The sequence below is a fragment of the Flavobacterium cheongpyeongense genome, from assembly GCF_003202435.1.
In the GTDB taxonomy this organism is placed as follows: Bacteria; Bacteroidota; Bacteroidia; order Flavobacteriales; family Flavobacteriaceae; genus Flavobacterium; species Flavobacterium cheongpyeongense.
Genome location: NZ_QJHK01000016.1, coordinates 93,630 through 115,355 on the forward strand (window position 1 = coordinate 93,630; position 21,726 = coordinate 115,355).

Sequence of the window (21,726 nt, forward strand, 5' to 3'; positions counted from 1 at the left end):
ATGAAAAATCATTATGACGTTGTAATTGTAGGCAGTGGTTTGGGCGGATTAGTATCGGCAATTATTTTAGCCAAAGAAGGCTATAGTGTATGCGTACTCGAAAAAAACAATCAGTATGGTGGAAATCTTCAGACTTTTGTACGGGACAAAACCATTTTTGATACCGGAATTCATTATATTGGTGGATTAAGCGAAGGGCAAAATTTGTACAAATACTTTAAGTACATTGGCATTATCGATCATTTAAATTTAAAAAAAATGGACGAAGATGCTTTTGATGTTATCTCATTTGAAGATGAAAACAAAGAATATCCGCATGCTCAGGGATATGAAAATTTTGTAAATCAATTAGCAAAACATTTCCCCGAGGAAAAAAAAGCTATTGAAAATTATTGCGAAAAAGTTAAATCAACATGCGATTCATTCCCGTTATACAACTTACAATGGGAAGGAAAATATGATAGTGAAATACTGACATTAAACGCTAAAGAAACAATTGACCAGTTTACCCAAAATGAAAAACTAAAAGCGGTTTTGGCCGGATCAAATTTTTTATATGCCGGAATTGCTGATAAATCACCTTTTTATGTTCATGCACTTTCTGTAAATTCTTATATACAGAGTTCATGGCGATGCATAAACGGAGGAAGCCAGATCACAAAACAGCTTTTAAAACAGCTTAAAAAACATGGTGGTGAATTTTATAAATATAAGGAAGTTACCCATTTTAGTGTCGAAGATAACAAAGTGACCTCTGCCAAAATGAAAGACGGAACTGAGGTTTTTGGTACTTATTTTATATCGAACATTGAACCTAAAACTACCTTGAAAATGGTAGGAGAAGAAAATTTCAGAAAATCTTTTTATAGCAGGATCCAGAGTCTTGAAGGAGTGATTTCTGCTTTTAGCCTTTATATTGTTTTTAAACCTAAAACCTTCAAATATATCAATCATAATTTTTACCATTTTAAGGATAGTAGCGAAGTATGGACTGCTCACGAATATGATGATGATTCCTGGCCAAAAGCATATATGGCTTCTATGAATGCCTCTAAAAAAGAAAATGAATTCGCAGATGGGATGACTTTTATCACGTATATGAAATACGATGATTTATTACCCTGGGTAAATACTTTTAATACTACTGCCGAAGAAAATGATCGTGGAGAAAGCTATGATAAATTTAAATCCAGGAAAGCAGCCCGCTTTTTAGAAGAAATTGAAATAAAATTTCCCGGAATCAAAGATTGCATCAAATCAGTACATACCTCAACACCACTATCGTATCGCGATTATATTGGCGGTCATAATGGCAATATGTATGGTTATGTAAAAGATTCCAACAATCCGATGAAAACTTTTATAGCACCAAAAACTAAGTTAGATAATTTATATTTAACCGGTCAGGGTATTAACATGCACGGTGTTTTGGGCGTGACTATTGGAGCAGTTGTCACCTGTTCTGAAATTGTTGGAAAAGAATATCTGGTCAACAAAATTAATCAGGAATCTGAATAAAACATGAAGAATCGAATTTACACATATTCTCTTGTTGGTTTTTTAATGCTTTTTGTAGCGTGCGGCACTTCAAAATCCATGCAGCACCTTCCTGATAGTTCAAAATATAACACAGCGCAACCTGTCGTTATAAAAAAATCCGATTCTGCTTTTATTTCAGGTAAAAACTCTCTTTCGAAAAATAAACAGGGACTTTGGGAATTATATGTAGAAGGAGATCCGTTGGAAATTGGTCTGACAACCGGAGCCTTATCCGATTCGCTTCTGAAAAAACAACAACAGATTTTCTTTTCCAGAATTGAAGATATTATTCCTTCAAAATTTCAACAAACTTTACTTCGAAATTTTCTAAAATGGTACAACAGGAAATTATACCAGAATGTTTCAAATGAATATCAAGCAGAAATTTACGGAATCTCACAATACACTTCGCATAATTTTGACAACATCGCCAATCGATACCAGCTCAGCTTATATCTGCATGCTGCACATGATCTTGGTCATGCTTTGCAGGATTTGGCTTTGGTAGGCTGTTCTTCTTTTGCCGCCTGGGGCGAAAAATCTGAAGATGGTAATTTAATTCTGGGGCGTAATTTTGATTTTTATGTAAATGATGCTTTTGCAGAAAATAAAATTGTAGCTTTTATAAATCCAAAAGAAGGACATCCCTTTATGATGGTAACCTGGCCCGGCATGGTTGGTGCTGTTTCCGGAATGAACAAAGAAGGCTTAACGGTAACTATTAATGCGGGGAAATCAAAAATTCCATTAATCGCCAAAACACCAATTTCTCTGCTCACACGAGAAATTTTACAGTATGCCAAAAATATTGATGAAGCCATTGCAATAGCTAAAAAGAGAACAGTATTTGTATCTGAATCCATAATGGTTGGAAGCGCTCAGGATAATAAAGCCGTTTTGATAGAAGTATCTCCTGAAAAAAAGGATGTTTTCGATGTCCCAAATACAAATCAGTTAATTTGTTCAAATCATTTTCAGAGTGAAACATTCAAGAATGACAAACGCAATTTAGGACAAATTAAAGAAAGTCATTCCAAATACCGTTTTCAAAGAATGCAGGAGCTTTTTACACAAAATCCTAAAATCAATCCAAAAATTGCTTCAGAAATTTTACGAAACAAAGAAGGCTTACAAAATATAGCATTGGGTTATGGTAATGAAAAAGCTCTGAATCAATTGATGGCGCATCACGGAGTCATCTTTAAACCGAAAGAAAAATTAGTCTGGGTTTCAGCAAATCCGTATCAGTTAGGCGAATTTGTGTGTTATAATTTAGATTCCGTTTTTAAAAACCCAAAATCGGGCTCTATTATTTCATTTCAAGAAAAAAACCAGAATATTGTCAAAGATCCATTTTTAGAAACTGCAGCATTTAAAAACTATAAAAAATTCAGAATCGAAGATCAGAAAATAGATTCCTATTTAAAAAATAAAACGGAAGTTCCGTTAGATTTTATTCAGGCTTATCAATCTTTAAACCCTGATTATTGGGTTGTATATTATAAAGCAGGATTGTATTTTTACCAAAAAAAGAACTTTCTGCTTGCTCAGGAAAACTTTAAAAAAGCATTAACCAAAGAAATGACAACTGTTCCTGATAAAGAAGCAATTGAAAAATATTTAAAAAAACTGAAAAGAAAATTACAATGATTCCAGCAATAGAAAAAAATTCTTTAGAAGAAATTAAAAATTTTCAAGAGCAAAAATTAGCAGAAACTTTAACCTATATTAGTCAAAATTCCCCTTTTTACAAGAGGCTTTTTGCAGAACAAAATATTGATATTTCGAAAATTAAAACCCTTGAAGATTTACAGCATTTACCGGTAACTACTAAAGAAGATTTACAACAATACAACGATGATTTTTTGTGTGTTCCACAGCATAAAATTATTGACTATGCTTCGACTTCAGGAACTTTGGGCGATCCGGTAACTTTTGGTTTAACAGATTCTGATCTTGACCGATTGGCTTATAATGAAGCTATTTCATTCGCCTGTGCCGGAATTACAGAAGGCGATGTCGTGCAATTAATGACAACAATTGACCGTAAATTTATGGCTGGTCTGGCTTATTTTTTAGGTTTAAGAAAATTGAAAGCAGGCATTATCCGTGTGGGTGCCGGAATTCCGGAAATGCAATGGGATTCGATTTTAAAATACAATCCGAGCTATTTAATTACCGTTCCTTCTTTCCTTTTAAAATTAATTGAATACGCCGAAATACATGGAATCGATTACAATAATTCGAGTATAAAAGGTGCTGTCTGTATTGGGGAATCTCTGAGAGAACAGGATTTTTCGATGAATATTTTATCCAAAAAAATTACGGATAAATGGAACATCAGGTTGTTTTCGACTTATGCTTCTACCGAAATGAGTACGGCTTTTACAGAATGTGAATACGGTCAGGGCGGTCACCACCATCCGGAATTAATTATCGTTGAAGTTCTGGACGAAAATAATAGGCCTGTAAAAAATGGTGAAACGGGAGAACTGACTTTTACTACTTTAGGAATTGAAGCCATGCCGTTACTCCGTTTTAAAACCGGGGATATTGTACAGCTTCATAACGAACCTTGCTCCTGCGGGCGACATACTTTGCGTGTTGGACCGGTTGTGGGCCGTAAAAAACAAATGATCAAATATAAAGGCACAACACTTTATCCGCCAGCAATGAATGATGTTTTGAGCAGTTTTGATACTATTGAAAATCATCTTATCGAAATTTCTACCAACGATTTAGGGACTGATGAAATCCTGATTAAAATTGCAGCTAAAAATCAGACACCCGAATTTTTACAGGAAATAAAAGATCATTTTAGAGCGAAATTAAGAGTAACTCCAAAAATAGAATTTGCTACAAAAGAAGTTTTAAATCCTTTGGTTTTTAATCCTATGAGTCGAAAACCAATTCGTTTTTTTGATTACCGAAATACGATATAGAACTATTTTTTTACCATATAAGTAATATAAGTTCATTTGAACTTTGCGCAAAACAGGGCTACAGAACTATGTGCATTTCAAATTAGTAAAATGACTTTTTTGAATTTCGATTATCTCTATTTTTTGAAATTTACGTTCCCGTTAAATGAACTTATATTACTTATATGGTTTAATTTCAGCTTATTAATTGTTTTGCTGTGAATTAAACTAAATGTTGTAATTTTGCACAAAATAGTGAAGATGGTCAAGATTGGCAACATAGAATTACCCGAATTTCCTTTATTACTCGCACCGATGGAAGACGTAAGCGATCCGCCGTTTCGCAGATTATGCAAAACGCATGGTGCTGACATGATGTATTCTGAATTTATTTCATCAGAAGGATTAATTCGTGACGCTATAAAAAGCCGAATGAAACTGGATATTTTTGATTATGAACGTCCGGTTGGAATTCAGATTTTTGGTGGAGATGAAGAAGCAATGGCACTTTCGTCCAAAATTGTTTCCACCGTAAAACCTGATTTAGTCGATATTAATTTTGGCTGCCCCGTAAAAAAAGTAGTCTGCAAAGGTGCCGGCGCTGGTGTTTTGAAAGATGTTGATTTGATGGTACGTTTAACCAAAGCCGTTATTAGAAGTACCGATTTGCCTGTTACCGTAAAAACACGTTTGGGCTGGGATGAAAGTTCGATTAATATTGATGAAGTTGCTGAAAGGCTTCAGGATATTGGTGTTCAGGCTTTGACCATTCACGCCAGAACCCGCGCACAAATGTACAAAGGCCACGCCGACTGGTCGCATATTGCACGTGTAAAAAACAACCCAAGAATTACAATGCCGATTTTTGGAAACGGTGATATCGACAGTCCGGAAAAAGCATTACAATATAAAAACGAATACGGTATTGACGGGATCATGATTGGTCGTGCTGCCATTGGCTATCCGTGGATTTTTAATGAAATCAAACATTTCTTTAAAACAGGCGAGCACTTGCCTGCTCCAACGGTTATTGACCGTGTTGAAGCAGCCCGAAATCATTTGCAATGGTCTATGGACTGGAAAGGGGAACGTTTGGGAATTGTAGAAATGCGTCGTCATTACACCAATTATTTCAAAGGAATTCACTCTTTTAAAGAATTCAAACAAAAACTAGTTACTACTGATGAACCTGAAAATTTATTCGCAATTATGAAAGAAATCGAACAGGTTTATGCGGGATATGAGTTTGTTTAGAAAATACTTAATATAATTTAATCAATTATTAGACTTAGAAATTTTGTTGAATTCAAATATTTTTATATATTTGCATTATAATTAACGCCACCTCATAATCTCAGTATTATGAACCTGCTCCTACTGGGAGCTTTTTTTTTATATCTATGTCAGAAGAAATTAAAAATAAAAAAGTAGTCTTTTACTTTGATGGGTTTAACTTTTATCACGGATTTAAATCTTATACGGGATCACATCCTGATTGGAAAAACTATTTTTGGATTGATTTTGTCAAACTTTGTACACAGTTTGTTTTTGCACATGACAATCAAATTTTACACAAAGTAAAATATTTTACCGCACCACCCATAAATAAATTAAAGAAAAGCAAACAAAGTGCTTTATTTGGAGCTAATAAAATTACTAACGGTTCTATTTTTGAAGTTGTTAATGGTCATTATGCTGATAAATTCATAGATTGCCAAGCAACCTGTAAAGAAAACTTTAAGGTCCCTGAAGAAAAATGTACTGATGTAAATATAGCATTACACATGATCGGTGATTGTATAAATAATGACGTCGATATTATAGTTTTAATTACTGCGGATAGTGATCAAGTGTCTACTATCAAATTTATAAATCAAAAGTTTCCACACATTAAAACAAAATTATATTTCCCCCCTGATAGAAAGTCGAATGAATTAAAATCATTATTTAAAACAGTTGTTTATCTTGAGAATCATGAAGATAAATTTAAAAATGCAAAAATGCAATTCGAAGTAAAAAATGAAACGAAAACTTACACAAGACCAAGTGATTGGAAAAAATAGTTGTTTTTAATTATATTTCTAATATTAGCATAATTTATACCTCAATACTTTTCCACTTTCCTCTTTTATAGAAAAAGATTCCTGCTAAAGTTATAGCTGTTTCAGCAACCGGAATTGCAATAAAAACGCCTGTCGGCCCCATATTAAAATGTTTTGCCAGTACATAAGCCAATGGAATCTGGAACAGCCAAAACCCGAAAAAGTTAATTCCGGTTGGTGTCCAGGTATCTCCTGCCCCATTGAACGTATTGATCAAAACCATTCCGATTCCGTAGAAAACAAATCCGGCACTCATAATTTGTAAAGCTTGAGCAGCGAATGTTCTAACCATTTCGTCGTTTGTAAAAAAAGAAACAATGTATTTGCCAAAACACAATGAAATAATCATAATAGTGGCCATAAAAATCACATTGTATTTCGCAGTCGTAAAAACTGATTTTTCGGCACGCTCAATTTGTTTGGCACCAAGATTTTGTCCCACCAAAGTTGCCGCAGCATTACTCAATCCCCAAGCCGGAAGAATAAAAAACATCATAATTCGAAGTGCTGTCTGATAACCTGCAGAACCGTGATCGCCACCAGTTGTGGCAACTAACTGTGCTAAGAAAATCCAGCTGCAGGATGCAATTACAAATTGTAAAATCCCGGGAGCTGCAATTTTTATCAAAGCTTTTATTTGTTTGAAATCCGGTGCGAAATACGCCATTTTAATTTTCAAAACTCCATTTCCAAAAAACAAACGGTATACCTGATACAAAACTCCAATGCTTCGCCCTATAGTTGTGGCCAAGGCTGCTCCTACTAATCCAAAAGCTGGAACAGATCCTAAACCATTAATCAGAATCGGGCATAAAATGATATTGCAGATATTGGCTATCCAAAGGCTTTTCATGGCTATCGCTGCATTTCCCGCACCCCGAAATATTCCGTTGATTAAGAACAAAAGCATAATACACAAACTGCTTCCAATCATAATTTGTGTAAATCTATAACCATGTTCTGCAGCTTCAAGAGATGCTCCCATTAAAATCAGAATATCTTTGGCATAAATTACACCCAAAATACTCATTACACTATTGACTGCAAAAGCAATAATGATGGCCTGCATTCCGGCTTTTGCGGCAGCAACTGGATCTTTTTCTCCAATTCGTCTTGCCACAACTGCTGTTGCTGCCATGCTCATTCCGATGGCTAAAGAATATATAATAGTGAGCACTGATTCTGTTAATCCAACAGTCTGAATCGCTAAACTGCTGTTTTCCAAATGTCCAACAAAATATAAATCGACTAATGCAAAAACGGACTCCATCATCATTTCCAAAACCATCGGAATGGCCAATAGAATTACTGCTTTTTTGATGCTTCCCGATGTATAATCAAATGATTCGTCGCCTTTTAGCGCTTGTTTTAATGTGGTAAAAATTTTAGAAAATAAACTTTTGTGTATGGTTGTTTCTGTCATGATTTTTTAGGATAAATGATAAAATTGGTTCAGATGTAGTAATCTGAACTGAAAAGTAAAAAGCGTAAGTATCCTAAATTATTCTAAAAATAAAATTAGGATTAGGCAGAAACAATCATATGCTGTAGATTTTTAAGGTGGTAAATATAAGTATTTTTCAGGAAGAAATATTAATTCAGTAATTTTTTACTGACACGGCTGCTGGCAATTAAGGATGCTACAAAACCAAGCGTAATGATGGTTGCCATCACGATAAGTATGTTTTCGAATGAGAAGACCACCGGATATGCCAAGGTTGGCGTAATCATAATTAGTTCATATTGCTGCTGCAGTAGTACTAGAATGATTCCCAAAACAAGACCTGCCAAACCTCCAAACACGCTCAGTAAAGTTCCCTGAAGTAAAAATATTTTTCGCAGATGATTAATTTCAGTACCTAAATTAAAAAGGGTTTTTAAGTTTCCTTTCTTTTCTAAAATCATCATAATTAAGGCGCCAACCAAATTAAAAAGTGCCACAATTATGACAAGGGTAAATATCAGATAAACGACAATATTTTCAGTATTGAGCATTTTATATAATGATTCATTAAGCTCAGCTCTGTTTTTCAGCGTAATTTTATTATTGAAAATATTTCTCAGTTGCAATTTAACGGATTCTTCATCCGCATTTGGCTTTAATTTGAATTCGATTCCTGAAATCTGATTGGGTTTATACATTAATAGTTCCTGTGCCAGACCTAAATCTGTAAACACATATTTAGAATCCAGTTCTTCGCTTATAGAATAAATTCCAACAGGCAGTACATCTGTTTTATTAAACGCTTCTTCGGGATTTTCGATTGCCCCTTTTCCGGGTTTTGGAGCAAATATCTGCAACGGGTTTTCAAAATCCAGAATTCCCATAGAAAAATCCTGTGCAATTCCATAGCCAATTACTACCTGATAGGTATCCGGTTTTAACCATAGACCATTAAAAAGCTTTTTTTTGATATCGTTCACCACAGGATACAGACTGTCAACACCTTTTAAATACGTAACCTGTTGTTTATCTTTAAACAAAAATAAAACACGCTCCTCAATACTTTTAGTATAAGAAGCAACTCCTTCAATTTTTTTAATTTGATTTTCGTGATCAGGTGTAATCAAAAATGATTTTCCATACGTGCTGGTCATTTTTAAATCAGGGTCAATTTCATTCGTAAAGGAAAGACTGAAAACTTTCAACCCGCTAAATACGGACAAAACCACAAACAAAGCCATTGTACCAACAATAATTCCCATACTGGCAATGCGGTTGATAATAGTGATAGCATTGTTTCTGCTTCTGCTAAAAATATAACGTTTGGCTATGTAGAGGGGGAAGTTCAATTTATAATTTTCTTCTTTTTTCTAAAAGATCAGGATTTTCGATTGGGTTCTCTTTTCCTGCTAATGCGTTATCTATTTTTTCGATATAATCTAAAGAGTCATCGATGAAAAATACCAGGTTTGGTACACGACGCAATTGCAAACGAACACGCTGAGATAAGTCGTGCTTTATTAAAGTAGTATTGGATTTTATTCCCTCTAAAGTTTCCTTTGCTTTTTCTTGTGGAAAAATACTTAAATATACTGTCGCTACAGATAAATCTGAAGTTACACTTACTTTGGATACCGAAATTACTAAATTATTAATTCCGTTTTTTCTCACTTCACCTTGCAAGATATCAACCAGATCTTTTTGGATGACACCGCCTATTTTTTTCTGTCTATTTGTTTCCATACTGCAAAAATACTATTTTTAAATTCAATCGATGCAATTTCATATTCAACAATCAAATGATTTTTACGCGATTAATTTTGCTTTCATCTAATTTCCATTATTTGGAGTGCTGTAAGCTGCAGGTTTACTTTTTAACAACTGCAATTAAATAACCTGAAAGTATTTTTTAGGAATATCAAATCTCAAAAAAACATAGTCTTAAAAAATAAAATTTTCAAAATTAAAACCTCAAAAAAGGAATTTTACATAAATTACATTATTATTGTTAAAAATAGCCATAAATCACTTTAAAATTTGTATTTTGGATTAAAAAAGTAAATATTTTTCATTAAATCATTTAAAATGATATTTATTCAATAATTCAAATATGGCAAAATTAGCACCAAGTTTAAATCATAATGGCTGGGATGAAATGTTTTCTAACAAAGGCGTTCGGGATTCTTATCGTCAGGTTTTTCAAACTTTACAAGGGTTGAATCACAAAACTTTGACCAATAAGCAAAAACAGGCTTCTGATTTATTTATGAATCAGGGAATTACTTTTACGGTTTACAGTGATGATGATAAAGGTATCGAAAGAATATTTCCGTTTGATATTATTCCGAGGATTATCACACAGGAAGATTGGCTGGAAGTAGCATCAGGAATCAAACAACGTTTACTGGCATTAAATTTATTTTTGGAAGACATTTATAATGATCAGAACATTGTAAAAGAGGGAATAATTCCGGCAGGATTAATTGCTTCATGCCCGCATTATATTCAGGAAGTACAGGGAATAAAAGTGCCTCACAACATTCATGTGCATATTGCAGGAATCGATTTGATCAGGGGTGCTAAAGGAGAATTTTATGTTTTGGAAGATAATTTGCGTTGCCCAAGCGGAGTGAGCTATATGCTGGAAAACCGTGAAATCACCAAAAGAATTTTTCCGGATATGCTTTCATCGAACCATGTGAGTATGGTCAGTAATTACCCAATGATTTTTCACAGCATATTAATTTCCCTTTCTCCCCGAAATATATCAAACCCAAACGTAGTTTTGCTTACTCCCGGCGTTTATAATTCGGCCTATTACGAACATACCTATCTCGCACGACAAATGGGAATTCCGCTTGTTGAAGGTCGGGATTTGGTGGTTAACAATAGTAAAGTGTACATGAAAACTACCTCGGGATTGCAGCAAGTCGATGTAATTTACCGTCGTCTCGATGATGAATATCTTGATCCTTTAGTTTTTAAGCCTGACAGTGCTCTGGGTGTTCCCGGACTGATTAGTGCTTACCGTCAAGGAAATGTTGCGTTAGTAAATGCTGTTGGAAATGGGGTTGCAGATGACAAAGCTATTTATGCATACGTTCCGGATATGATTAAATATTATATGAACGAAGAACCAATTCTAAAAAATGTTCCGACCTATCGCATGGAAAATTTAGACGAACGCGAACATGTTTTTGCCAACATGGAAAACATGGTTATCAAAGAAACGAATCAAAGTGGCGGCTACGGAATGATTATGGGGAACAAAGCAACTCAGGAAGAAATGGACAAAGCCAAAATTGCCATTATTGACAATCCCCGAAATTTTATTGCACAGCCCATTATTCAGCTCAGTACTGTTCCTTGCTTGATTGACGGACAACTTAAACTGCGCCATGTTGATTTAAGGCCTTATGCTTTATGCGGTCCTAAAGGAATCCAGATTGTTCCCGGCGGTTTAACACGAGTGGCGCTCACAGAAGGTTCTTTGGTTGTCAACTCCTCACAGGGTGGCGGAAGTAAAGACACCTGGATTATTAAATAAATTTATAAACAATTCTAAAATTAAAAGATATGCTTAGTAGAGTTGCTGATGGAATGTTTTGGCTTAACCGATATATGGAAAGAACAGACGGAATGTTACTTACCTTAAACACTTCCTATATTTTGTCTTTCGACAAAGAAATTAATGATTCTCAGGGATACAAACCGCTCTTAGAATATTATACCAGTTTGTCTCAGGCTAAAATTCATTCCATACAATATGACACACCTCATGTTTTAAAATACATAATCTGCGATAATCAAAATGATAACTCGGTAAAAAATTTAGTGATAAAAGCACGCGAAAATGCCAGAGGTTCCCAGGATAAAATAACCAAAGAATTGTGGGAACACATTAATTCGATGTACCATTTTATGAACTCCCCGGATTTGCCGAAAAAACTAGAAACCTCTGATGCCTTGAATGTCATTACAAAACTCAATAAAGATTTACTGCTCTACAACGGAATCCTGCAGGTTACGATGCCACGTGGTTTAGGCTGGTGTTTTTCGAGCATAGGCAAACATATCGAAAGATGCCTGCAGACCATATCAATGACTCAGGCTTACTTTGCTCCCATCCATTATAATCTTGAAGGCGAGGAAGATTTGATGTATTGGCGACGATTATTACTGTCCCTTTCCGGATATGAATTATACCTAAAAAGTTACAGTAATATTTCTCATAACAGAAAAGTAGTGCATCAGGTAATTTTTAATATGGATTTTGCGCACTCTGTTATCTACACCCTGGATTTCATTAATACTTACTTAGATTGTTTATTTAAAGATAGTAATTTAAGCGAAGCACGAACATTAATGAACCAGTTTGGCCGTTTAAAAAGTTATATTGAATTTACAGATTATCAACATTTAACCAATCAGGAACTCGAGGAAGTTTTGCGAAATACCAAAAACCAGTTAATTCAGTTTTCAACCGATTTTTCAAAATTATTCTTTTCTTACACCTAACTATATGGCACTTTTCAAAATAGTTCACATTACTAAATACCAATATAATTATCCCATAAAAGAAAGTATAAACGAAATCCGTTTGTTCCCGCATCATTTTGATAATCAGGAAGTATTACAATACCAGCTTTTAATAACACATGCACCAAATGTTGATATTTCTCAGGATTATTATGGAAACCGTGTTGGAAATTTTAATGTTTTAGAAAGTCATACCGAAATGACTATTGAATCCAGAATGCTGGTTCGGGTAAATCATTCGCTTAAAATTCCGCAAATAGATTCCACTTCCGTAAAAGATATCCAGGCAGAAAAAGAAAAAAGCATCTTATTATTGCGCCTCTGCTACATTGATAAAATCGAAAAACAGGCAGAAATTGAAAGCATATTAGAAAAAATAGACCCCGAAAATAAATCTATAATTGAAATTGCGCAACAATGCAATGCCTATGTTTTTGAAAACTTTACGTACACGAAAGGAATTACCAATATTGAAACAACAGTTGATGAAATTTTAATGCTTAAAAAAGGGGTTTGTCAGGATTTTGCCCATATTCTGCTACATCTTTTACGTACAGCGGGTATTCCTTCCCGATATGTGAGCGGTTATATTTGCCCCAATGAAAGTGGCCTTAGAGGCGAAGGTGCTACCCATGCATGGGTAGAAGTTTATACTCCAACTCAGGGGTGGTTAGGCTTAGACCCAACCAATAATATCTGGACAATGGACAATCATGTGCGTCTTTCAACAGGCCGGAATTTTGGTGATTGTACACCTGTAAAAGGCACTTTTAAAGGACTTGCAAGACAAACGCTCTCTGTTTGTGTATCTATAGGCTATGAAGACGGAAGACAATTTGAAGAAATAAATGATGTAAAGCTACAGGAAGTTTCCTCAAAAGTTGAAGAGCAATTAAACTATATGGATCAATTGCAACAACAACAATGACAATTTCAAATCCATATCATACTTGATTTTCTACTCATAAAAATGCCCCCAGTAAGTGTCTAACTTTTTGGGGGCAGTCTATTTTACCTGTTTTGCAACCATCCCTCCGGATTATTATTTGATGTATTTTGAAGAATCAAAAATTTAATGATTGTTTTACCTGTATCACCGCTCGTTCTTACTTTCCCAATGCTTTGTTTTACTTTTACTTTATCTCCTTGCTCAACAGATACCGAACTTAGGTTTTGATAAACAGTAAAGTAATCTCCATGCTGAATAAAAACAGCTCTGTTTACAGGAGACAATGCTATAACTTTTGAGACCACTCCTTCAAATACGGAACGCGCTGTTGCTCCTTGCTCAGTAGTAATCTCTATTCCTGAATTATGAACTGTCAGTGACGGATATAACGGATGTGGCTGATCTCCATAACCAAGAGATATAAATCCTTTTTCTACCGGCCATGGTAATTTTCCTCTGTTTGCTTTAAAGTCAGCTGCTAAAATTTTGCCTTCTGGTGTTAAAGCAATTCTGTCTGATGAATAACTTTTAGCTGGAGCTGGTTCACTACTTTCAGTGGCTTTACCTTCTGCTATTCTTTTGCGCCTTTCTTCTTCCGCTTTTCTATTGGCTTCAGCAATTGCTGCACGAATTAATTGTTTAATTTTTGCATCAATTGCTTTCGACTCTTTCTGTTTTGCTTTAGTATCGGCAATAATTTTATTTTTATCTTTTTTAATCGAATTCACTAACTTTTGCTGTTCTTTCTTTTCAATTTCTAAACTTTGTTTTTCTTTTTGATTTTCAGCAATGATTTTTTTCTTTACCTGTCGCTGTCCATCTAATTTAGCATTATAGTCAACTAATTCTGCTGTTTTAGACTGAATTTCTAAACCTTGGTTTTTCCTGAAATTGGTATATTGTTTTAAATATTGTGCTCTCTTATAAGCTTGCAAAAAACTTTCTGAAGACAGGATAAACATCGCTCTGCTTTGTTCTGAACGGCTTTTGTATGATTTGAGGATCATTTTAGAATAATCTTCTTTCAGGACTGCCAATTCTCTTTTAAGTTTATTTACTTTAAGTTGATTAATATACATGTCGTTGCTTAAAAGCCTTTCTTGCTTAGCAGTAGTATTAATCAGTTTTTCTTTCAGCTTAATTTTGTTTTGCTGAATCAAAAAAACATTCACTGCTGATTTTTCTTTTTTCTTTACAGATTGCAGCATTTTTTCGTTATCTCTGATTTCCTGTTGAATCTGGGCTTTTCGCAACTCCAGCTTTTCTTGTTGCGAGTCCTGTGCCCACAAAAAAGTTGTGGCGCACATAAAAATTAGGCTTAGTAGAAATTTTGGCATTTTTCTGATATCTTTTTGCAAATTTACTTAATTATAATTTCTTTATAGCCACTGGGAACACTATAAGGAAAAGAAAGTTCTTCATTGAACGAAATTGTATTGTAATTTAAATTAATGTCGGTTTTCCCTTTTGGCTGAATCGCATTGATTTCAATACTCGTTGGGAGTATTCCCTGACTAAATACCTTGTTGTCAGAATATTTAATTTCTAACATTCTGTTTTCTGCAGCTTGAGAAATTTGCTCTTTTTGCAGCAAATATTTTTCAGGTTCCAAAAAGAAAGTTTTTTTTATAGTTTCTTCTTTTTCATCTTCTAAACGAATAAGATTTTCTACAATTGTTTGTGTATATTTTTCTTTTCTTAGATCATCTAAAGCTTCTCCAACCAATAGATTTTGAACTTTACTGTAATCCAGTTCCGTTCCAAGCCATTTGCTTAAACTTGTAAAATCACCTTCATAATAAGTACCATTTATTTTTTCGTAATAGCTTACTGTTGTAGGTGTTATCAATGCCTTTGCCATCGTTATTCCTAAAAAGCGAACACTTACTAAAATTTGTTCATTGTTTTTAATTTTAATCTCGGCTGTTACATTTTGACTCTGCTTTTCATCTTCATACTTTGCACTTGCTTTGATATATAAGGTAGAAAAATCTAATTTGTTTTCGTAATGTTTTTCTATAATTTTGTTATCAATTTTGACTGCCGTTTCTGTATTATTATTTTGTACTGCAACCTGTTTCGATTTACACGAAACCATAAAAATTGTTAGTAATAGTATTGCTATATATTTTTTCATCTGAATGTAATCTTTACTTTTTTTGTTTTAATAGCTCATTTGCTTTCAAAAAATATTCCTCTTTTTTCTTCGCATCTCCTAACCCATTATGAGCCTCTCCAAGCTGAACATTAAAATCTGCTTCAAGCTTTTTATCATCCACTACATAATCGAGTCCCATTTCTAAAACGGTTTTTGCATTTTTAAATTGCTTCAATTGATTACTTCCTAATCCTGCATAATAATAAAATTGCGGCTGACTTGGGTAAACTTCAATCATGGTCATCGCTCTTTTAGTCATTGGCTCAAATTGTTTTGTTTGTGAATACGCTTCAAGCAAAAGCAAATTTGTTTCACGATCTGTATCTGAATTTGCTTTTAGTTTTTTTTCATAATACTTAATAGCATTTTCAAATTGGTTTTTACTATGGTAAAATTTTCCAATTTCTTTGGCAACATCAACATTTGGATCATTATCAAAATAGCCAATCGCTTTTTCTAAATCAGGACCATATTGCGGATTTTTATTCACATAAATCAAAAATTCATTTAGTGTTCTATGCTTAATTTTAGAATCCATTTTTGGACTCGATAAAATAAAATTCATTGCTTTTATTGCTTTGTCTGCCTGATTTTGATCTAAATATCCTTTGAACAAACTTAACTGTGCCCATTCTGATGTTGGGATTTCTTTCGCCAGCTGTTTTGCAACATCCAAAGCTTTATCTGTTTCTGATGTTTTTGAATATAAAAAAATCAGGTTAACATAATTAGATTCTACTTTTGGATTTTGTTTTATCTGATTGAGTAAATTGTCTATCTCGGTATTTTGATATTTCCCCTGAGATAAAATCTGCTGTTTATATCTCTCACGATCTTCCGATTTTCCATATTTATCATTCATTTCATTGATTGTCAAAAGCGCCTTTTCATATTGATTGATAATCATATACAACGAAATCAGGTCGTCTTTGTACTCTTCATCAAACGGAATAATTTTCTGAATCGTTTCAATTGCCAGAGGATAATTTTTGGTTTCAAAACTCACATCGTAAACCCCTAACCAATACCATTTGTTTTTGGGGTCAAGCTGAATCGCTTTCTCAAATGATTTTTGAGCATCCGGATACTCCTTCAACTTTAAATAATTTTTGCCCAGTTCAAAATAGGCTACGGCATCATTGGGTTTTAATTTGATGCATTTTTCTAACGAAATAATCGCTTTATCATAATTTTCAATTCCTTTCTGTTTTAATGATTCATAAAATGAGTCCTGATATTCATCGGTCGCCATAGCAATATCTTCGGGTTCTGTCTGTGCCATAACCGAAACTGAATTGCCAAGCAAAACGAAGAATAAAATTACCAAAACACTTTTTTTCATCATTTACATAATTTCATTATAAATTACCATTTTTTATTCTAAAACAGAGTAATCGCCTATACTGATACTGCTAAATTTACCATTATAACTAACATGGTTACCAATCATTGCATTATCTAAATCTGCATTTTTTATATGCGAATTGGTTTGAACCAAACTGTTTTTAATGGTACTGTTTTCTACATGTGTGCCTTTTCCTAAAGATACATTTGGACCAACAGTTGTATTTTTCAATACTACATTTTCTCCAATATAACAAGGCGGAATAATTGTAGAATTTTCTAAAGTCACATTATAATCTACTAAATGTTCTCCGTCATTGTGCAAAAATCCTAACATTCTGGTATTCGTTTCAACGGTTACATCTTTATTTCCGCAATCCATCCATTCGTCTACGCTTCCGGTTTTGAAAACTTTTCCGTTAGCCATCATTGCCTTGATTCCGTCATTGATCTGATACTCGCCTCCATTTTGAATATTATTGTCTAAAACGCTCTGAAGTTCTTTTTTAAGATCCCCAACTTCTTTAAAATAATAAATACCGATAACGGCTAAATCACTAACAAATTCTTTTGGTTTTTCAACCAATTCTATAATTTCATTATTCTGGTTTAATTTTACTACACCAAATGCCTCCGGCTGATCAACTTGTTTTACCCAAATTACAGAATCAGCAGCCGGATCAAGTTCAAAATCGGCTCTGATTAAAGTATCTGCATAGGCAATTACTGCTGGTCCGGATAGAGAATCTTTGGCGCACATAATGGCATGTCCGGTACCTAATGGTAAATCCTGACGATAAATGGATGCTTTTGCCCCTAAGCCCTGAGCTAAATCCTGCAAACTTGAGACAACATCATCTCCGAAAAAAGCTTCATCACCTAAAATAAAAGCAACCTCTTCTATCGGTTGTTTTAATATTTTGGCAATGTCTTCAACCAAACGATGAACGATTGATTTTCCTGCAACAGGAATTAATGGTTTTGGAACTGTTAAAGTATGAGGTCGTAGTCTCGATCCGCGACCTGCCATTGGAACGATTATTTTCATTTTTGTATTTATTTTTTTATGGGAAGACTTGAAAAATCTCCTTGGTTTGGTTCAAATTTTAAAGGCAAAAGTTAAAGGTTTTTCAATGTGCAAACTAAGCTTTATCTACTTACTTTAGCATAAACTAAAACAGATAACTGAAAATTATTTCACGCCTGTGCTTCCAAATCCGCCTTCGCCCCTTGAAGTTTCTGATAATTCTTCAACTTCAATCCATTCGGCTCTTTCGTGTTTGGCAATAATTAATTGTGCAATTCGCTCTCCGTTTTCGATTATAAAATCTTCGTTTGATAAATTCACTAAAATCACCCCTATTTCACCTCTGTAATCAGCATCTACAGTTCCCGGAGAATTTAAAACCGTTACCCCTTTTTTAGCCGCCAGACCACTTCTTGGTCTAACCTGTGCTTCATAACCAACTGGCAACTCAATAAAAAGTCCTGTTTTTACAATGGTTCTTTCTAATGGTTTTAAACTGATTGCCTCAGTTAAATTGGCACGTAAATCCATCCCTGCCGAAGCAATGGTTTCGTAATTTGGCAAGTCGTGCTGTGATTTATTGATAATTTGTATTTTCATTTTAATTTTTAAGGTTAAAAGGCATTATTTTTTATTCATAATTCCTTTGATAGTGTCTTTTTCGTTATGATAAATAAAATAAATGAATGCTAATAAAAGTGGTATTCCAATAAAATAATTTTCTCTGAACCAATAAAAAGAAATAGCTGAAAATGCAATTGAAATTCCTAAATAAGCTCCAATTTTATTCATATCATAGGGTATGGGATAATATTTATTTCCCAAAACATAAGAAATCAGCATCATGCTCCCGTAAGCTGAAATTGTTGCAATTGCTGATCCGTAATAACTATATTTTGGAATCAATAAATAATTTAAAAGTAATGTTACAATAGCACCAACAATAGAAATATAGGCTCCAATTTTTGTTTTGTCTGTCAACTTATACCAAACAGACAAATTATTATAAATACCCAGAAAAAAATTGGCCAAAATAATCAAAGGAACTACTTTCATTGCTTCCCAATAGGATTTATTATCCAGTAAAAGGAATTTTAAAATATCAGCAAAAACAATAACCCCTAATAAAATCAGTGATCCTAAAATAACAAAATATTTAGTGATAACAGCATACGTTTGTGGGGCATTTTCATTTTTTGCATGACTAAAAAAGAAAGGTTCTATCCCCAGTCTGAAAGCTGTTGCAAACAATACCATAAATAAACCTAATTTATAACAGGCAGAATACGCTCCTACTTCTGACTTTGCAAGATTTTCTGGTAATAAATAACCCAGTAGAATTTTATCAAAATGCTCGTTTACAGCAAATGCAATTCCTGCGACTAAAATTGGTAAGCCGTATTTCATCATTTTTTTCCAAAGCACAGGATCAAATCTTCTTCCTAATGAAAGATAATTAGGAGAAAGAACTATAAACGTGGCCAGACTAGCCAGAAGATTTGCAATAAAAATATAGGCAATCTGGAAATTCTCAACATATAAATTATCCCAAACAGAATTTGGATTTTCAGCTGCCAATTTTGGTAAATACAATAAGAAAAAGATGTTCAGTAAAAGATTTATAATCACATTTCCAATTTTTATGGCAGCATACACCATTGGTCTCTGATTTGCCCTTAATTTAGAAAATGGAACTAAAACTAAAGCATCTAAAACCAATATCCACACTGAGTAAGTGACATATTGTGTATCAACTTCAGCCCAGTTAGCCAATGTATTTCTAAAAATTAAAGCTGCAAACAAAAATCCTATTGAAGTCCAAAATATTGATATTGTTGCTGTGGCGATTACATTCTTTTTATCATCCTCAGCGCTATAAAATCTAAAAAAAGCAGTTTCCATTCCATAAGAAAGTATCACATTAAAGAAAACCATCCAGGATAATACAATAGAAACTTCACCATATTCAGCAGTTGGTAAAATCCCTGTATAAAGTCTCACTAATAAAAAGCTTAGCATTCTGGGCAATACGGTTGCTAGTCCGTAAATGGCGGTTTGTTTGAATAGGTTTTTATATAATCCCAAAATCTTTTGTAATAAAGTTTATAAAACAAAAATAACCAATTCTTTGAGATAATTATCGAATTCGCTAAGGTATTAAGGCAATAAAGAATTTATGCTTTTTCATTATATGTCTCGAAATTTACACTTTTTAGAGTTTCTTTTGGTTCAGGGATATCTTCTTCTGAAAATGTTTTAAGGACTTTTTCATTTAACTTTTTGAGTTTTACAATTCTGTTTGCCTGATTTTGAACACATTTCTCAAACAAATTTCTCACAGTCCGGGCGTTACCAAAACTTTCATTTTTTTCAGCATATAATAATTCGAAAGTGTCCGTCAATTTTTCTTTTGCTTCCTCAGAAACAATAAAATCAGATTTTTTACAATAGGATTCAAAAATTTGAAATAATTCGGCTGGAGTAAAATGTTTAAAATGAAAAAAACGGTTAAAACGAGATTTTAATCCCGGATTAGATTCAATAAAAACCTGCATTGGTTCTGTATATCCTGCAACAACAACTGCTAAATCATTACGATGGTCTTCCATTCTTTTAAGTAACGTGTTTACTGCTTCTGCTCCATAATCATTCCCTGATAAATTCTGTGTTAAACCATATGCTTCATCTACAAATAAAACACCTCCCAGACTTGATTCTACAGCGGCGTTAACTTTTGTGGCTGTTTGTCCTACATAACCTGCAACCAGCCCTTCTCTGTCTGTTTCAAACATTTGCCCTTTCGATAAAAAACCTAAATGTTTAAAAATCCTGCTTAAAAGCCTTGCTACAGAAGTTTTTCCGGTTCCGGGAGGTCCTAAAAAAACAGTATGTAATGTAATTTCGATATTCTTTAATCCTTGTTGTGATCTCTTTTTTTGTATTTCTAATAAGTTAATAAGTTCTGCAACATCTTTTTTCACTTCTGTTAGACCTACTAAAAGATTTAATTCTTCAAGTACTTTTTCAAGTGAATCTTCTTCCTGTAATTCAGATGGGTTTTTATTCTCCTTTTCTTTATTTAGACCTAAATAATTAATAAACATACCTTTATCAAACATTTTATCAAAAGCAAAAAGAATGAAATTTTGATATTTATTTAGAATATCTTCTCCTTTGCTGTGCTTAATTTGAAACAAAATTTCAGTCAACAAATATTTATTTTCCTGTTGGTTTATTAGTACTACCTTATTCTCTTCTTTAATTTTTAAAAAATGATTTTTAAATTCCTCTGTAAAAATTAACTCATTTAACTCATTTACCGAATTTTGATCAGCAAAATGTTTGTTTCTTAAAACATCATAATAATAAGCCAGAACAAATTGTGCTTTTTCATTTTTTATTTGAGTTTCCTTCTCATAAAGTTGTATGATATCAGAGAGAAAGAAATGTTCTGCCTTAAGCAGTAATCCTTTTGAAACTTCAGAAGAAATATGACTGTTTATTTTTTGAATAAAATCTGAGTCCTGATTTAAAAGCTTACATATATCAAGGATATTAAGTGTTTCTTTTTGCAAATCATTAATAAATGAAGCCGTAAAAACGGCTTCATTATGATTTATATTTGTTTCTAAATATTTTTTTAGAGACAAAAAAGATTCTTCTAAAATCGATATTGGGTTGTTCTTTTTTGACATATTTTAAT

18 protein-coding genes are annotated in these 21,726 nt (G+C 33.5%); 8 read left to right on the forward strand and 10 right to left on the reverse strand.

Features of this window, described 5'->3' with window-relative positions:
• The 5 genes from DMB65_RS16770 (at window position 1) to DMB65_RS16790 (ending at window position 6,523) form a co-directional block, all read left to right on the forward strand.
• Entirely contained in the window at window positions 1-1,518 is a 1,518-nt protein-coding gene (locus tag DMB65_RS16770) for a phytoene desaturase family protein (RefSeq protein ID WP_110307767.1), read from the forward strand.
• Window positions 1,519-1,521: 3 nt separating this feature from the next.
• Window positions 1,522-3,189 (forward strand): C45 family autoproteolytic acyltransferase/hydolase, encoded by a 1,668-nt coding sequence (locus DMB65_RS16775; protein WP_110307768.1) that lies wholly within the window; start codon window positions 1,522-1,524, stop codon window positions 3,187-3,189.
• Window positions 3,186-4,481, forward strand: coding sequence for a phenylacetate--CoA ligase family protein (locus DMB65_RS16780; protein WP_110307769.1), 1,296 nt, complete (start codon window positions 3,186-3,188; stop codon window positions 4,479-4,481). The genes DMB65_RS16775 and DMB65_RS16780 overlap by 4 nt, the downstream gene beginning before the upstream one ends.
• Window positions 4,482-4,721: 240 nt before the next feature.
• A complete protein-coding gene (dusB, locus tag DMB65_RS16785; protein ID WP_110307770.1) occupies window positions 4,722-5,714 on the forward strand; it encodes a tRNA dihydrouridine synthase DusB in 993 nt (330 codons plus the stop codon).
• A gap of 146 nt (window positions 5,715-5,860) precedes the next feature.
• Window positions 5,861-6,523, forward strand: coding sequence for an NYN domain-containing protein (locus DMB65_RS16790; protein ID WP_110307771.1), 663 nt, complete (start codon window positions 5,861-5,863; stop codon window positions 6,521-6,523).
• A 34-nt stretch (window positions 6,524-6,557) separates the two neighbouring features.
• Here DMB65_RS16790 and DMB65_RS16795 read toward each other — a convergent pair whose 3' ends face one another.
• From DMB65_RS16795 to rbfA, 3 genes are all read right to left on the reverse strand, one after another.
• Entirely contained in the window at window positions 6,558-7,985 is a 1,428-nt protein-coding gene (locus DMB65_RS16795; protein ID WP_110307772.1) for an MATE family efflux transporter, read from the reverse strand.
• A 170-nt stretch (window positions 7,986-8,155) separates the two neighbouring features.
• Window positions 8,156-9,355, reverse strand: a complete 1,200-nt coding sequence (locus DMB65_RS16800) for an ABC transporter permease (RefSeq protein WP_110307773.1) — start codon at window positions 9,353-9,355, stop codon at window positions 8,156-8,158.
• A gap of 1 nt (window position 9,356) precedes the next feature.
• A complete protein-coding gene (gene rbfA / locus DMB65_RS16805; protein WP_110307774.1) occupies window positions 9,357-9,749 on the reverse strand; it encodes a 30S ribosome-binding factor RbfA in 393 nt (130 codons plus the stop codon).
• Between the two features lie 367 nt (window positions 9,750-10,116).
• Between rbfA and DMB65_RS16810 the strand changes: the two genes are divergently transcribed.
• The 3 genes from DMB65_RS16810 to DMB65_RS16820 are packed head-to-tail and all read left to right on the forward strand — an operon-like array spanning window position 10,117 to window position 13,473.
• A complete protein-coding gene (locus DMB65_RS16810; protein WP_110307775.1) occupies window positions 10,117-11,553 on the forward strand; it encodes a circularly permuted type 2 ATP-grasp protein in 1,437 nt (478 codons plus the stop codon).
• Window positions 11,554-11,582: 29 nt separating this feature from the next.
• Window positions 11,583-12,524 (forward strand): alpha-E domain-containing protein, encoded by a 942-nt coding sequence (locus tag DMB65_RS16815; protein ID WP_110307776.1) that lies wholly within the window; start codon window positions 11,583-11,585, stop codon window positions 12,522-12,524.
• Between the two features lie 4 nt (window positions 12,525-12,528).
• On the forward strand, window positions 12,529-13,473 hold the full coding sequence (locus DMB65_RS16820) for a transglutaminase family protein (protein ID WP_110307777.1): 945 nt from the start codon (window positions 12,529-12,531) through the stop codon (window positions 13,471-13,473).
• A gap of 83 nt (window positions 13,474-13,556) precedes the next feature.
• Here DMB65_RS16820 and DMB65_RS16825 read toward each other — a convergent pair whose 3' ends face one another.
• The 7 genes from DMB65_RS16825 to DMB65_RS16855 all read right to left on the reverse strand — a co-directional run bounded on the left by DMB65_RS16825 (window position 13,557) and on the right by DMB65_RS16855 (window position 21,718).
• Window positions 13,557-14,831, reverse strand: a complete 1,275-nt coding sequence (locus tag DMB65_RS16825; RefSeq protein WP_110307778.1) for a murein hydrolase activator EnvC family protein — start codon at window positions 14,829-14,831, stop codon at window positions 13,557-13,559.
• Window positions 14,832-14,854: 23 nt separating this feature from the next.
• The gene (locus tag DMB65_RS16830; protein WP_110307779.1) at window positions 14,855-15,631 is read right to left on the reverse strand and encodes a DUF4292 domain-containing protein; all 777 of its coding nucleotides are present in this window, start codon (window positions 15,629-15,631) and stop codon (window positions 14,855-14,857) included.
• A gap of 13 nt (window positions 15,632-15,644) precedes the next feature.
• On the reverse strand, window positions 15,645-16,994 hold the full coding sequence (locus DMB65_RS16835) for a tetratricopeptide repeat protein (protein ID WP_110307780.1): 1,350 nt from the start codon (window positions 16,992-16,994) through the stop codon (window positions 15,645-15,647).
• 33 nt (window positions 16,995-17,027) lie between these two features.
• The gene (locus tag DMB65_RS16840; protein WP_110307781.1) at window positions 17,028-18,044 is read right to left on the reverse strand and encodes a sugar phosphate nucleotidyltransferase; all 1,017 of its coding nucleotides are present in this window, start codon (window positions 18,042-18,044) and stop codon (window positions 17,028-17,030) included.
• 144 nt (window positions 18,045-18,188) lie between these two features.
• A complete protein-coding gene (dut, locus tag DMB65_RS16845) occupies window positions 18,189-18,623 on the reverse strand; it encodes a dUTP diphosphatase (protein ID WP_110307782.1) in 435 nt (144 codons plus the stop codon).
• A gap of 24 nt (window positions 18,624-18,647) precedes the next feature.
• Entirely contained in the window at window positions 18,648-20,108 is a 1,461-nt protein-coding gene (locus DMB65_RS16850; protein ID WP_110307783.1) for a lipopolysaccharide biosynthesis protein, read from the reverse strand.
• Window positions 20,109-20,197: 89 nt separating this feature from the next.
• Complete coding sequence (locus DMB65_RS16855; protein ID WP_110307784.1) at window positions 20,198-21,718, reverse strand: AAA family ATPase; 1,521 nt, start codon at window positions 21,716-21,718, stop codon at window positions 20,198-20,200.
• Window positions 21,719-21,726: the final 8 nt, after the last annotated feature.

Coding starts and splice junctions, on each gene's coding strand:
- DMB65_RS16770 (WP_110307767.1), top strand. CDS start 1: ATGAAAAATCATTATGACGTTGTAATTGTAGGCAGTGGTTTGGGCGGA.
- DMB65_RS16775 (WP_110307768.1), top strand. CDS start 1,522: ATGAAGAATCGAATTTACACATATTCTCTTGTTGGTTTTTTAATGCTT.
- DMB65_RS16780 (WP_110307769.1), top strand. CDS start 3,186: ATGATTCCAGCAATAGAAAAAAATTCTTTAGAAGAAATTAAAAATTTT.
- dusB (WP_110307770.1), top strand. CDS start 4,722: ATGGTCAAGATTGGCAACATAGAATTACCCGAATTTCCTTTATTACTC.
- DMB65_RS16790 (WP_110307771.1), top strand. CDS start 5,861: ATGTCAGAAGAAATTAAAAATAAAAAAGTAGTCTTTTACTTTGATGGG.
- DMB65_RS16795 (WP_110307772.1), bottom strand. CDS start 7,985: ATGACAGAAACAACCATACACAAAAGTTTATTTTCTAAAATTTTTACC.
- rbfA (WP_110307774.1), bottom strand. CDS start 9,749: ATGGAAACAAATAGACAGAAAAAAATAGGCGGTGTCATCCAAAAAGAT.
- DMB65_RS16810 (WP_110307775.1), top strand. CDS start 10,117: ATGGCAAAATTAGCACCAAGTTTAAATCATAATGGCTGGGATGAAATG.
- DMB65_RS16815 (WP_110307776.1), top strand. CDS start 11,583: ATGCTTAGTAGAGTTGCTGATGGAATGTTTTGGCTTAACCGATATATG.
- DMB65_RS16820 (WP_110307777.1), top strand. CDS start 12,529: ATGGCACTTTTCAAAATAGTTCACATTACTAAATACCAATATAATTAT.
- DMB65_RS16825 (WP_110307778.1), bottom strand. CDS start 14,831: ATGCCAAAATTTCTACTAAGCCTAATTTTTATGTGCGCCACAACTTTT.
- DMB65_RS16830 (WP_110307779.1), bottom strand. CDS start 15,631: ATGAAAAAATATATAGCAATACTATTACTAACAATTTTTATGGTTTCG.
- DMB65_RS16835 (WP_110307780.1), bottom strand. CDS start 16,994: ATGAAAAAAAGTGTTTTGGTAATTTTATTCTTCGTTTTGCTTGGCAAT.
- DMB65_RS16840 (WP_110307781.1), bottom strand. CDS start 18,044: ATGAAAATAATCGTTCCAATGGCAGGTCGCGGATCGAGACTACGACCT.
- dut (WP_110307782.1), bottom strand. CDS start 18,623: ATGAAAATACAAATTATCAATAAATCACAGCACGACTTGCCAAATTAC.
- DMB65_RS16855 (WP_110307784.1), bottom strand. CDS start 21,718: ATGTCAAAAAAGAACAACCCAATATCGATTTTAGAAGAATCTTTTTTG.